General features: G+C 63.9%; 10 protein-coding genes, 3 pseudogenes and 1 other annotated feature. Of the genes and pseudogenes, 6 read left to right on the forward strand and 7 right to left on the reverse strand.

What is annotated here, in order from left to right; all coding sequences use genetic code 11:
* Window positions 1-164 precede the first annotated feature (164 nt).
* Window positions 165-920 carry a helix-turn-helix domain-containing protein gene (locus AB0B25_RS16590; protein ID WP_357179627.1) on the reverse strand — a complete coding sequence of 252 codons (756 nt, stop codon included), beginning with the start codon at window positions 918-920 and terminating at the stop codon, window positions 165-167.
* 62 nt (window positions 921-982) lie between these two features.
* On the opposite strand from AB0B25_RS16590, the gene AB0B25_RS16595 reads away from it, so the two are divergent.
* Window positions 983-1,555 carry a TIGR03086 family metal-binding protein gene (locus AB0B25_RS16595; RefSeq protein ID WP_357179630.1) on the forward strand — a complete coding sequence of 191 codons (573 nt, stop codon included), beginning with the start codon at window positions 983-985 and terminating at the stop codon, window positions 1,553-1,555.
* A 1,088-nt stretch (window positions 1,556-2,643) separates the two neighbouring features.
* On the opposite strand, the gene AB0B25_RS16600 is transcribed toward AB0B25_RS16595, so the two are convergent.
* Window positions 2,644-3,309, reverse strand: coding sequence for an NAD(P)H oxidoreductase (locus tag AB0B25_RS16600; RefSeq protein WP_357179633.1), 666 nt, complete (start codon window positions 3,307-3,309; stop codon window positions 2,644-2,646).
* 158 nt (window positions 3,310-3,467) lie between these two features.
* On the opposite strand from AB0B25_RS16600, the gene AB0B25_RS16605 reads away from it, so the two are divergent.
* Complete coding sequence (locus AB0B25_RS16605) at window positions 3,468-4,403, forward strand: AraC family transcriptional regulator (RefSeq protein ID WP_357179635.1); 936 nt, start codon at window positions 3,468-3,470, stop codon at window positions 4,401-4,403.
* Between the two features lie 153 nt (window positions 4,404-4,556).
* Here AB0B25_RS16605 and AB0B25_RS16610 read toward each other — a convergent pair whose 3' ends face one another.
* Both AB0B25_RS16610 and AB0B25_RS16615 read right to left on the reverse strand, forming a co-directional pair.
* Entirely contained in the window at window positions 4,557-4,940 is a 384-nt protein-coding gene (locus tag AB0B25_RS16610; RefSeq protein WP_357179638.1) for a hypothetical protein, read from the reverse strand.
* Window positions 4,941-5,130: 190 nt separating this feature from the next.
* Window positions 5,131-6,651 (reverse strand): alpha/beta fold hydrolase, encoded by a 1,521-nt coding sequence (locus tag AB0B25_RS16615; RefSeq protein WP_357179641.1) that lies wholly within the window; start codon window positions 6,649-6,651, stop codon window positions 5,131-5,133.
* A 681-nt stretch (window positions 6,652-7,332) separates the two neighbouring features.
* Between AB0B25_RS16615 and AB0B25_RS16620 the strand changes: the two genes are divergently transcribed.
* Window positions 7,333-8,547: a lipase family protein gene (locus AB0B25_RS16620; RefSeq protein ID WP_357179669.1), complete on the forward strand. Its 1,215-nt coding sequence runs from the start codon at window positions 7,333-7,335 to the stop codon at window positions 8,545-8,547.
* 5 nt (window positions 8,548-8,552) lie between these two features.
* Here the strand turns inward: AB0B25_RS16620 and AB0B25_RS16625 are convergent.
* Window positions 8,553-8,775: pseudogene (locus tag AB0B25_RS16625) on the reverse strand (integrase core domain-containing protein); the annotation flags it as partial.
* A 202-nt stretch (window positions 8,776-8,977) separates the two neighbouring features.
* Window positions 8,978-9,097 (reverse strand): annotated as a pseudogene (locus AB0B25_RS16630) (TetR family transcriptional regulator); the annotation flags it as partial.
* A gap of 475 nt (window positions 9,098-9,572) precedes the next feature.
* On the opposite strand from AB0B25_RS16630, the gene AB0B25_RS16635 reads away from it, so the two are divergent.
* The 3 genes from AB0B25_RS16635 to AB0B25_RS16645 all read left to right on the forward strand — a co-directional run bounded on the left by AB0B25_RS16635 (window position 9,573) and on the right by AB0B25_RS16645 (window position 11,426).
* Complete coding sequence (locus AB0B25_RS16635; RefSeq protein WP_357179644.1) at window positions 9,573-9,893, forward strand: hypothetical protein; 321 nt, start codon at window positions 9,573-9,575, stop codon at window positions 9,891-9,893.
* Window positions 9,894-10,839: 946 nt separating this feature from the next.
* On the forward strand, window positions 10,840-11,010 hold the full coding sequence (locus tag AB0B25_RS16640) for a hypothetical protein (protein ID WP_357179647.1): 171 nt from the start codon (window positions 10,840-10,842) through the stop codon (window positions 11,008-11,010).
* 92 nt (window positions 11,011-11,102) lie between these two features.
* Window positions 11,103-11,426 (forward strand): tail fiber domain-containing protein, encoded by a 324-nt coding sequence (locus tag AB0B25_RS16645; RefSeq protein ID WP_357179649.1) that lies wholly within the window; start codon window positions 11,103-11,105, stop codon window positions 11,424-11,426.
* 140 nt (window positions 11,427-11,566) lie between these two features.
* Here AB0B25_RS16645 and AB0B25_RS16650 read toward each other — a convergent pair.
* A pseudogene (locus tag AB0B25_RS16650) lies at window positions 11,567-12,547 on the reverse strand (IS3 family transposase); the annotation flags it as partial.
* Window positions 12,135-12,263, reverse strand: a sequence feature (AL1L pseudoknot). Its footprint overlaps the pseudogene before it by 129 nt.
* Window positions 12,548-12,668: the final 121 nt, after the last annotated feature.

The raw sequence follows: 12,668 nt of genomic DNA on the forward strand, positions 1-12,668 counted from the left end.
GGATAGGGCCCCGCAGATCTATGGCTATGGGTCCGACCATGTGGTTCGCGTACGAATGCCTCAGCTCATGCAACGAGTGCGCGCTATCGGGTTGTGGCGGGGAGTCTGGGAGGTCGCTGGTTCAGGGTCGGCTTCGGCCGAGTAGGGCGTCGCGCCTGGAGCAGTTAGTACCGTTGTCGGTAGTACTCGGGGGGCTCGCCGAAGATGGACTTGAAGTCGCGGATGAGGTGGGCCTGGTCGGCGTAGCCCAGTTCGAAGGCGAGTGCTGACCAGCGTGGTTCCTGTCCTTGGGCCAGGCGTTCGGTCACCTCGTGCAGCCGGTAGCGGCGGATCACCCATTTGGGCGGCACGCCAACGTGTTCGGCGAAGGCGCGTTGCAGGGTTCGAATGTTTGCGCTGAACCGGTCGGCCAGTGCCGCGACGGTGGTCACGCGGGCGTCACCGGTGATTGCGGCCATCGCGGCCTCCGCGATCGGCGCACCTTCCCGCAGTGGCTCGGACGAGACCGCCAGGTGGGCACGGAGGTAGTCCTCGACCGCCGAGACGGTTGGGGTAACACGACGGGCTGTCGGGAGGAATTCAGCTGCGTCCAGTTCCCGGTCGGTGATCGTGGCGACGGGGGCGTTGAGAAAGGGGCGGAACCGCGCCTGACGGAAGGCGACGCCGGTGACCTGGCCGTCGCCGCTCAAGACCTTGGTGTGGTGGCGGGTGCGCACACCGTTGAGGATCGCGCCGCCATCCCGGAAGGTGAGATGGACGTTGGGGAGCGGGACGATCAGCTGACGGTAAGGGGTTTCGTAGTGCCACTCGGCCGTCCAGAAGTACTCGACGTACGGAGCGAGGTCGGGGGACGGCGGGATTCGGGCGTGGCGCTGGTACTGCTGCCAGGCGCCGGCCAGCTCACGGGTATCTCTCGCCACAGTGTCAGTATCTGTCGCGTTCGTTCAATCCGCTGCTTCAGAGCGGTGGTTGACTCGAGGGCGTGAACACAAACGAACTTCCCGGCTGCGCCGCCCAGACCATGGTCACCATTATCAATGCGATCAAGCCTGATCAGTTGGACGCCCCGACTCCGTGCCACGAGTTCGACGTCCGTGCGCTGATCAGCCACCTGCTGCACTGGAGTCCAGTGCTGGAAGGGGCAGCGCACAAAACACCCGCGGCTGCGCTGGACGGCCCCGATACTGGGCATACTCCGGATGACTGGGCGAGCACGCTCGAAGATCGGATCACTCGCACCGCGTCCGCGTGGAGCGCCCCGGAGGCATGGACCGGAATGGCCCCATTCGGCCCCACCGAACTCCCGGCCCACCTGGTAGGCGGCATGGTCATCACCGAACTGGTCGTCCATGGCTGGGACCTGGCCAAAGCCACGGCGCAACACCCCACCTGGGATCTCGACCTGGTCGGCTTCCTCTACGACGAGGTCAAGGACACCGCAGAGACAGGCCGCCACATGGGTGTCTACGGCCCTGAAGTCCCGGTCCTGTCCGACAGCCCCTTGATCGACCGCGTGGTCGCTCTCACCGGCCGCGCTCCCCACTGGAAACCCTGACCAGTCCCTGACCACCACGAACTGTCGGTAGGGGTGAGCGCCCAGTACACCGGGCGACAACGCCCGCACGTCCCACGTCGGCACGATCACCACGGCCCGCGACGAGTCCAGGCCCCCAGGCTCGTCATCCGATTCGTGGGGGCGTGACCGTAATCATTTGTGGTATAGGTCTGTACCGCGGGCTCGACATCGTGACCGGTCAGGACCTCGCCGGCGGGTCACCATGCCGAGCATCGCGTAACCCTGGAACATCACGAATACAGTTCGGCGACTGCCCCGCGCCTCCTTGGCCGACAAGTCGGGATGGGTCTCCCGCAACACTCGCGCCAGGTCGGTGTAGGCACCCTCACTGGCTTGGGAAGATACGTGCATTCCGGGATGCGCCGACTGGTCTTCGGGCCGAGCGGGATTGCGCCACCCACCTCGGCGGATACTTCACCATTCCAGCCCCCGAGAACATCGAACCGGGGTGGCTGAAAGTGCTTTCGGTGCCGGGGGCGAACTGTGGCTATCTGGCTACGTCCGCATTGCCACCATCGGCCACTGGCTCTGATCAGGCACTCTCGGCGGAGGATTCAGGCACCATGGCATCCATGACAACAAGCTCGGATTGGATCACCATCGAGGCGTACGAGAACTTGCCCGAATGCCCATCACCTATGGCGGCCACGCGAGCTTGACTGCGTGAACGCGGCATCGACTGGATGCCTTTCCAGAACGATGAAATCCGCATAGACCTGGCCTGCGGGCCCGACGCCGAACTCCGCTGGCGAGGTTGGTTCAGCATCCGAATCAAGGCTGACGTGCTCCGACGACTCGGTCTCCATCCCAATCAACCCACTTCAAAGATCGCCAGTCCCTCCCCGCCCCGATGGTGGCACGCCGCAGCTGAACGCATCGTCGGACCAAACGTCTGAAACCTGCCCTGGCAGGGTGCGAGACCCGCGGCAGCGTCGATGATCTGAAGAATCACAACGGCGTCGAACCCGGTGGTGTCGAACACCGGCGTCCGGCCAGGGGCTGACCCGCGGTGAGGGCAGTGGCCGGGTTCGGTCTGCGCCCAACGCCGGGAGGTAACCCCTCGGTGGTCAGGCCGAAACCTGGTCGGCGGCAAGGAAATCGTTGACGAAGCCCAGAGCCCGGTCTTCCAAGCCCGCATAGTGGGCTTCGCGGACCGCACCGGTGAGGGCTTCGTCGAGCAGCAGATTGCCCGCAGCATCCAGGCGTTGCCGCTTTTCTTCCGCGCCGGGCAACAATCCCACTGACGACTGCGTGAGGCCACAGTAGTAGGCGATACCATCATTGAGTTGCGCGCTGAGCGCAACCTGCATGAGTTCGACGAACGCGTCGTCGTCTGCCACGCCCGCCAGGCCCAGCCACAGTATCCGCTTGCCCGCGAGCCGGGGATTGCTGCGGCCGTAGGCGAATCCGTAGTTCCACACTCGATCGATCCAGCCCTTCAGGATCGCCGGGACCTGCGTCCAGTACACAGGGAATACTGCGACGATCACGTCGGCGGCGAGGATGCGCCGCATATGGTTCTCGACTTCGGGGGAGTAGGGCTTGTCCCGGTTGCCCCATTCCGGGAGGTCGGCGACGGTCATCCGGGGATCGAAATTCTCGGCGTGGAGGTTCAGCAGGTCGATCCGGTAGCCGGCCGCGGTGAGTCGCCGGGTCGCCAGTTCGGCGATATGGACGGTCAGCGAGTCGGGCCGGGGATGAGCGACGACGACCAGCGCGGTGCGGATGGTCACGGTATCTACGGTCGTATTGTGCTGCACGGGGCCTCCCCTGAGTGTCCGGAGTTCCGGACGATCGGTTGTGCGGTCTGGATTTCATTCCACAGTCCGGACAATGGATGATCTATGGGTAAAGATCTATATTCGATAGGAGTTCGTCTACCGTCGACAGTGTGGATCCATTGAGCAAACTGCTGGGCGGTATCCGTGCCGAGGGCGCTGTGCTGACCAACGCGGTCTTGGAAGCGCCGTGGAGCATCCGGTTCGCCGACAAGGCGCCACTGACCATGGTCACCGTGTTGCGCGGTGGGGGAACACTGCTGCTGCCGGGCGGACTCGAGCGTCGGGTCACGATAGGGGACACCGCGATCGTGCGCGGCCCGGAAACCTTCGCCCTCGTCGACCGTGCGGATACTGTCGTCCTGCCGCACGAGGAATACGAGGTCTCCTGCTTCGCGCCGGACGCGAAATGCGATCCCGCACTGGATGGCGGTCGCTGGGGGAACGACCCCACCCGTGAGACCGCTCTGATCGTCGGCGCATATCGGGCGTCCAGCCGGCGTCACGAACGGCTGCTGCGTGCTATTCCATCCGTCCTGGTCGTGACCGACGATGTGGAGGTATGCGCGTGGATGGAGTCGGTCGCCGCGGATGCGGCCCGGCGTCCGGCCGGAGCGCAGGCGATGATGGACCGGCTGCTCGACTGGGCGCTGGTATGCACACTGCGCAACTGGTTCGAGGAGCTGGACGCTGACGCGCCGGGTTGGTATCGCGGACCGGCCGATCCGGTGGTTGGGCCGGCGTTGGAGGCCATGCACGGAAAGCCGGCCGCCGGTTGGACGGTCGCGTCGCTGGCCTCCCAGGCAGGGGTATCGCGGGCACTGTTCGCACGGCGGTTCTCCGAGGTCATGGGGCAATCGCCGCTGGCGTATCTCACCGAATGCCGGATGGATGAGGCGGAGGAACTACTGGCCGACCGTAGTCTCACTGTGGCGCAGGTGGCGAAGGCCGTCGGTTATGCGGACGCTTTCGGTTTCAGTGCGGCGTTCAAACGGCAACGGGGTATCCGCCCCAGCGATTTCCGTGCTATCGCCGATCTCGGAGCGTGAACCGGTTCGAGGCTGTGTCGAAGTAGACGAGGGCGTGGGGCCGAGACTTGGCGGGCGATACGACGTGCACATCGGCAGGCATCTCACTGCGGGCAAAAACGACCCATCGTTATAGAGAGCGAGCATGTCGTAGTGCGGCGCCTGGTGGTCGAGTCACTGCCGCAGTTCGTCACCGCCGAAACCTCGGCCCGTTCGTGTTCGGCTCGAGGTCGGGATCGGGGTGCAGTCGGCGGACCGCCTGGTACGCGAAACCCTGGTCAATACCGGCGTCACACACGAGTCCTTCGAGGCCGCAGTGGCATTGATGCGGTGCACACTGTGCTTCCCAAGGTGTATTTGATGATCGGGCCGCCAGCCCGTCACGATCTTCGGCGCGACCTCGGCGAACACGTCTCCCGCACCGCCGTGTGTCGTCGCGATCTCAATGAGCATCGTGTTCAAGCTGACCGCGTTCGGATCCGACCGGATCGCGGCGAACACCTTCGGGCCGTCCTCGATCACGGCTTCGTCCTCGCCTATGTCGATCAACACGAACATCCGGTCGGCCACCTCGTCCGGTAAGTGGGACGCGACCAGCTCGAAAAGCAATTCTCGCCCCGGTTCAATGCCGACCAGCCATGCGATCTATCCGGCCGCAAGTAGGCGGGTCGATCCGCTCGGCACGCAAGTGCGCGAGAAGGCGCGTACGGACCCGGTCGGGCGACCTCTTGCAGTGAACGGCATGGGTCTAGTCGGGGGGATAGCTGGGGTCGGGTTGGCAGGTGAGGTCGGCGCCGGGGAGGATGCCGTCGCGGAAGTAGGAGTTGACGATGTTGTTCACGCAGCGGCTCAGGTCGGCGCGGAGGATGCCGTGGATACGGGTGTCTGCCAGCGTGACCATTCGTGACGCTGTCAGGTCCTGGTGCAGCGCAAGGCCTTGCTGGTAGGCGACGCGGGTGTCGCCGGTTGCGTGCAGGATCAGGGCTGGTGTCGGATTATGCACGGCGGTGGGCGGCTCGATCGGTTCCGGCCAGAACGCGCAGGCGGTGATGTTGTTGGCGAAAGCGCCGAACACCGGTTGGGTCGCCCGGGCGCTTTCGATGTTGCGGAGATACCAGGCCGGATCTCGGGGTGCGGCCTTGTCGCCGCACAGGACCGCGGCCATGCCCGAGGCATCCAGCGAAACGGGGCCGCTGATCTTCGTTTTCAGCTGCGCCATGTCGATGGGGAGCCCGGACACTGCGTCGGCCACGATCCGCATGACGTCGGCGAGGTTGGTGTTCAACTGCGGATTCGACAGCAGCGCCATCAGCATCACCGGTACGGTGTGTTCATCGATGAGGTAGCCGTTGCCGATGACCGGATGCGTGGCGGCACGTCGGATCGTGTCCTCGACAAACGCTCGGACCTGCGGTCCGCTACTGCCGAAGTGGTAGTCGGCGTCGTGGCGGGCCGCCCAGATCGCCCAGTCGTCGAGGCCGGCTTCGTTGATCGCGCCCATGTCCTGATAGGTGCCGCTCCAGTAACGGTCCGGATCGATGGCGCTGTCCAGCACCATCCGGTCGCTGTGCTGAGGGAACATTTGTGTGTACACCGCACCCAGGTAGGTGCCGTAGGAGCCGCCGTAGTAGTTGAGTTTGCCGTCACCGAATGCGCTGCGGATGACATCCATGTCCCGGGCGGTATTGCGGGTCGTGATGTGGCGGGCCTTCTCGGGATCGGGCGCTACGCAGGACGCAGCGAACGTCGCGGCCAGTGCGACGTCGCGCGCGTAGCCGACAGCGTCGAAGCCGGCCGAGAACAACACGGTGGGCAGCGGCAACGCGCAATTCACCGGGTCCGATCGGCCGATGCCACGCGGGTCCATGCCGATCAGGTCGTATCGGGCACGTACGTCCGGTGTGAGCCGATCCCGCAGGCCGGCCATCATGCTCAGGCCCGGACCGCCGGGACCTCCGGGGTTGGACAGCATGATCCCGCGTCGGAGGTCCGGGTCGGTGGCTGGGATGCGCGAGATCGCGACGGTCAGCGTGCGTGAGTCCGGTCGACTGTAGTCGAGTGGGACGACAACGCCCGCACATCGAGCCCCCGCCCCGTCGAGAAGCGCGTCGTTACACGGCTTCCAGTCCAGCTGCTGATGATAGAACGACTCCAGCCCACTCGGGATGTCATGGACTGAATCGGCGCTCGCCGGTCCCATGGGCAATGTGGCGAATGTGGCTGCCGATATGACGCCCAGCACAAGTGATCGAATCCATGATTTCGGCATCGCATCTCCTGCCCGCGACCTCGGCGTACGCATCCCTTTTCCGGCGCACAGCCATATTCGGCGGCCTCGAAACCAACACCATACAGACGTTTGCTGGAATCGGCGCGGCGAAGCCGAGGCTGTCAGTGGTTGTTGCCCATGCCCGCCATCGATCGCGTCGATTGTGCCTCTGGCATGTTGTTTTATAACTGCCGAAGTAATGGGCGATTCGCAGGCCGGTACGCTTGCGATATATGCCGAGCAATAGCCCGCTATGTCGAGGCCGGCGCTTGCGCTGGTATCGGCTCGGTCCGGCGGGCCTTCTCCTTCTTGTAGGACGACCGCAACGGTTGTTGGAAACTTCTTCGGAAAATCCCCTGTCGGAGATCGGCGGGATGGTGTCACGGCGTCTCGGCGACCGTGTCGACATCTACCGCCATCGCGGCCAGCGCCTCTTCTTGCGCTGAGCTCCTGGTCGTCCCAGTGCGGAGGCGACTTCGTTATGTTATCGTGACCTCGACCCATAAGGGCGTGGCGGGTCGGTGCGAGGCCGGAGTGCCTGCGCGTCGGATAGTGGACGCGGGAGGCGCGATGGAATCCGGTCATACGTCGTCGACTTATCGGAAGAATGCTTGCCGCACATCGTGTTCGGCTACCGATGCGCCTGGTCTGCCAATCGACGGCGCGCACTGGCGACAAGTGATGTGGTGGCGGATCGGTCGGCAATGGCTTGCGATCCTCGCGCTCACCGGGATCATGCTGCCGGCAGCATTGTCGATGCCGGTTGCGCGAGCCGCAGTGCCACCCCCTGGCGATGATCCCTTCTATGCCGCACCCACCGATCTGGCGTCGCATCCAAACGGAGCGCTGCTCGGGTCGCGGACGATCACCCTACTCGGCCTGCCGATACCAGTGGCGGCCTGGCAACTACGTTATCGCACAACCGATTCCGGAGAGCGTCCGCAGCTGAACGTGACGACGGTCCTGGTGCCACCGATACCATGGACCGGGCCGCGGCCGGTGTTGTCGTACCAGGTACCCGAGAACAGTCTCGACACCCAGTGCGCACCGTCGTTCATGCTGCGCGGCGGACGTAACACCGACATAGCGAGCACTGTGCAGGATATGCCGTTCATCGTGGAGGCACTGCGGCGCGGGTGGGCCGTCGTGGTCAGCGATTACGAAGGGCCGCAGTCCCGACTTTTCGACGGCGTGACATCCGGGCGTGGCGTGCTGGACGGAATCCGGGCCGCACGATCCTTCCCGCCAGCCGGCATCGATACCTCGAGCCCGATCGGCGCCTGGGGATACTCGAGCGGAGCCTTCGCCACGTTGTGGGCCACGCAGTTGCGGCGGGAATACGCACCAGACGTGCGGTTCGCCGGCACCAGCGCCGGCGGAATCCCCACCGATATCCCGACCATGGCACAACGCGCCGACGGTGCCGTGGGGGCGTTACTGATCCTGCTCGGGCTGGCCCGCAACGAACCCGACTCCCGGCTGGCCGACTTGCTGAACGACCGGGGTCGTCGCGCGCTGCTCGCCGCAGATACCTCCGCCTGCGGTGCGGATCTGGCTCAGAAATACCCCGACGTCCACCTCGACGACTTCGCCGAGGTCCCGAACTTGCTAGCGCATCCCGCATTCCGCAGCGCAGCCACGCACAACGAACTCGGCAGCACCGCCCCCGACACTCCGCTGTACCTGTACCACAGCGTCACCGACGAGAAGATTCCCGTCGCCGGATACACCGCCCTTGTCGATGCCTACTGTGCTCAGGGCGCCACCCTCACCGCGACCCACTCGCAGTTCCCGACACACATCGGTGCCGCCGCGGGCGAAGCCTTCGGCGGCATGAACTTCCTCGCCGACCGCTTCTCCGGCACTCCGCCGGCCCCGGGGTGTGTGGTGCAGTAAGGGGCTTAGGTGTGATGTCCAGGGAGGTTTGGTCGGCCTGGTGATGGGTGGTTTGTTTCCGATCGCGCTGTGGGTTCGGTGGTGACTGTAGAAGTGCAGCCACTGTGGCAGGGCTGTTCGGCGTTGGGTTTCTGACTCGTAGCAGCGGGTGTAGCCCCAGCCGTCAGCGCGGGTGCGGTGGATTCGCTCGATCTTGCCGTTGGTTTGTGGCCGGTATGGCTGTGTCCGCTCGGTGTGTTCCAGCCTTGTTCGGCAATGAAACGAGTCAGCCTTGAACGAGCGCGCGGCGTCAAAGCGGCATCAGCGTGGATGACGAAGGCCTCCTGGATGTGAAGCGGTTACTCGACATCTCCACTTCACAACCGGAGGCCATCACCAGTCATCAACCAGGGACGTGTCGCCGCGAACCCGAAACCTCCCTGGACATCACCTAGGTATCGGTCGAGTCAGTCGACCTGGCCGCGTCACACCCCCCTTTTTTCGGTATCGCGGCCGAGAAATGTCGGTAGATGGTGGGACGAGCGACTCCGGATTCGGCGGCGATCTGGGCGACGCGGTGTAGCGGCGCTTACCTCGTTCGTCGAGTTCGTCGTAGGTAGCCGGTGTTGCAGATAAAGAGAAAGGGGGTATTTCCCCCATGTCGGTCTTTATGCCATGCGACAAGAATCGAAAGTGTCGGCGGAAGTTGTGTCAGACCCCCATCCGGAAGGGGTGTTCGACCGCAAGACGCCCGCCGAGGACGATCACGATCCCTGCGGCACACGATGGGGTGTGGCCGAGGTCGAGCGACGACGCTCGGTGGGGTCGCGGCAGTCCCACACCTTCGCCAACGAGGCCGAAGGTATGCAGGTCGCTCCCTCAACCAGGCCAAGACAAACGACCGAGCGATGAATCGTGACAGCCGAACTCGACGTCACGCCGAGTCGACGGCACACAGGTGCGTACATGCCGCGCTGCGATGACAGACCATCCGGCTACCCAGAGGTAATTCTCCCGTAGCCAGCCGACCGGAGACCAATTAGCCCATGACGACTGCACTATTACCTCTTGCCTACGGATACGTGCGCGACGATATGCTCCGCGACTCGACTTCGAGCGAAGGCAGGCTGTACAACACCGCCAGGTCGCTCGGGTACGAGTTGGGTGCCGTATTCCATGAGCCCTCACCGCAGAACGGGACGCTCCCTCCGGCGTTCGTCGATCTCGTCCAGGAATGCCGGCGGGCCGAAGCCCACACCGTCATAACACCGCACGGACACATGTCGAGCATTTCCATATGCCGGATGGTCCTGCTGACGATGCTCGACGTACGAGCCGCTGCCGCAGTACACGAAGTCGAGTTGTGAACCATTCTGTCACCCATCCGGATGCTGGATGTTACGACCTCGCTCGCGCGTCTGGCAGCCGATCCAGCTGGTCGGATGACCCAGGTATCGGCGGAAACGACGAACTGGCGGGATCGGCCGTCGGTTATATCTAGCAGTGTCTTCGCCCCGATCGATCCCCGCCATGATCTGCTCAGAGAAACCCAGACCGGCTCTCCGGACCGGGTGTCACCGTCCGAAAGGACTCGGGGTCGGATCCGTCGATGCCCGCACGATCGCGTCAGCGTCGCGCGTGTCCGAGTCGGTTGTACGACAGCTCCGGTTTCGCGATGGTCGACGATAGGACCTACTCGAAAGCTATTACGACGGGTGAGTTGGAGATCAACGCCCAATACCGCTCGCTGAAGGGCAGCCGAGGAAATTTTTGGTCGGCTTCATCTCCATTCGTTCTGAGCTCCATTACCGGCAATCGGCCCGTCTTCGCAGCAGCGGCCAGTCCGGGCGGGCAGTTCAGGTCCAAACGCGGCGACCCGCGCCGAGCGTGGCCCATGTGCTGGTCTCTCACCGGACCGCCTGGGATTGATCAGCCTCGATGGCATTATCGTGCCGCCAGGCCGTTTCGGATTCGAAAGGGTTGAATACTCTCCGACCCGACCACTCGCGGTGGGGTGTAGGCACAGGTCGGTGGCAATGGCGCTCTGCCGCCCCGTCCGTGTCGCGACGAGCCGTTCGCGCCTACGGAGGTAATCGTAGGCATTTCCCCCATATCGCGCCGGCCATGACCTTGCGAGGGTCACCTAGTGACCAATTTATCGAGCTCTCGATACGACGAATGACTCGCGATCAGCGCGGAATCAGGACCCGGAATTCACCGGCTCGCGAGGCGAGCGCGGGCACGATAAATCACATAGTTGGAGAGGAGGATCCGCGGCCGACGGCCCGGGTTCTCGTTCGAAAGGATATGACAGTGAAGAAGATCAGCGCGATGACTACGAGCATCGGTATGATGACACGGATCGCCATCGTCGCCGCCGCCAGTACCGGGCTCGCCACGGTGGCGGCGGGTGTCGCCAGCGCCACGCTCGAAAGCGACCGAGCGATCAAGCGCGATGTCGCAGCAGTGGTGTGGGACCACTGAGAGTGTTCGGTCTACGTTGGGGCCGGCGTCACCGGACGTCGGCCCCGCAGATCCCGTCCAGCCCGGTGGATTCGGCGGGACGCGAGTGGGTGATGAATGGACGCGACATTCTTGCCGAGGTCGTTCAACTGCCGATCAGTACTTGGCGGTATGAGTGGGAACCGGCTGAGGTACGTCATCTCGGTCCGATGGCACAGGATTGGCGCGCCAGCTTCGGGCTCGGCGACACCGACAAGAAGATCCACTTGGCCGACGCCAATGGCGTCGCCTTGGTTTGTATCCAGGCGCTGCACAAACAGATCGCCGAACTCCGCGCCGAACTCGAGAAACTCGGCGGACTACGGCCAGGTGAGTATGGAGCTGGCGTTGCGTGGTCTGGAGAAGACCACCGATCCACACCTGGCACGCTGACGTAATCGCGTAGTGCCGACGCTGGGGCACCTTCCGGCGGCCATGATGATCACTCTGCGGTCGTCGTCTGGATCGACAACGGCGGGCAAATCGACCGTGAAGAAGAGTGAATCCCCCCTGTGAGTCCGGAGACTTTGTGGTTGCTGGCTTCGATCAGTCGGTCGGTGAAGGCGATCGATGTGTATTGGGCGCCGCGGTCGTGGTGGTGTATCAATCCGGACAGATCGGTGATCCCGTCACGTGCGCGGGTCCAGATGGCGTGTTCGATCGCGTCCAGGACCAGTGATGTGGTCATTGTGGTCGAGGTGCGCCAGCCCACGATCCGGCGCGCGTAGGCGTCGATCACGAACGCGACATACACCCATCCCGCCCATGTCGAGACGTATGTGAAATCTGCTACCCACAACACATTCGGGGCTGCCCGGGTTGAATTTTCGTTGCACCAGGTCCTCGGCACGCCGGCCTTGCGGGTCGGCGGTCGTCGTGCGTTTGACCTTTCCTCGACGGGCGCCTTGTAGGCCCAGCTTCTTCATCAGTCGTTCGACGGTGCAGCGTGCCACTTCGATGTCCTCTCGTCGTAGTTGCAGCCACACTTTGCGGGCCCCGTACACCGAGTAGTTCTCGGCGTGGACACGGGTGATCTCGGCGGCGAGGAACTCGTCACGGATCGCGCGTTCGGATGCCGGGCGGTCGCGGGTGTCGTAGTAGGTGGACGGCGCGATCGGGCAGCCGTGCTCGGTGAGCACTCTGCAGATCGGCTCGACGCCGAACTCCTGTTTGTGGGTGTCGATGTAGTCGACGATCACTTGTTTCGGCGGTCGAGCTGCGCCGCGAAGAAAGTCGATGCGGATTGCAAAATATCGTTGGCGCGCTTCAGTTCTCGATTCTCGGCCCGCAATCGGCGCATCTCTGCGGCCATATCGGTCGTCACACCCGGTCGCTGTCCCGCGTCGATCTGGTCCTTGCGGATCCAGTTCCGCAGGGTCTCGGCCGACCCGATACCGAGCTTGCTCGCGACCGAGGCGATCGCCGCCCACTCCGAGGGGTGCTGCGACCGGACTTCGGCAACCATTCGCACGGCCCGTTCACGCAGCTCCGGCGGGTACCTCTTCGGCGATCCTGACATGACTCCATCCTTCCCAAGGAACGAAGTGATGTTCCCCGGGTTTTTCGGAGTCGGTTTGGTTGACTTCTTGGTCACGACACCGTCGAAGGAGACTCGTTCGTGCCAAGGCATTATCCCGAAG

The organism is Nocardia sp. NPDC049190, assembly GCF_040648115.1.
Classification (GTDB): Bacteria; Actinomycetota; Actinomycetes; order Mycobacteriales; family Mycobacteriaceae; genus Nocardia.

Coding starts and splice junctions, on each gene's coding strand:
- AB0B25_RS16615 (WP_357179641.1), bottom strand. CDS start 6,651: ATGCCGAAATCATGGATTCGATCACTTGTGCTGGGCGTCATATCGGCA.
- AB0B25_RS16635 (WP_357179644.1), top strand. CDS start 9,573: ATGACGACTGCACTATTACCTCTTGCCTACGGATACGTGCGCGACGAT.
- AB0B25_RS16645 (WP_357179649.1), top strand. CDS start 11,103: ATGAATGGACGCGACATTCTTGCCGAGGTCGTTCAACTGCCGATCAGT.
- AB0B25_RS16610 (WP_357179638.1), bottom strand. CDS start 4,940: ATGTTCGTGTTGATCGACATAGGCGAGGACGAAGCCGTGATCGAGGAC.
- AB0B25_RS16620 (WP_357179669.1), top strand. CDS start 7,333: ATGTGGTGGCGGATCGGTCGGCAATGGCTTGCGATCCTCGCGCTCACC.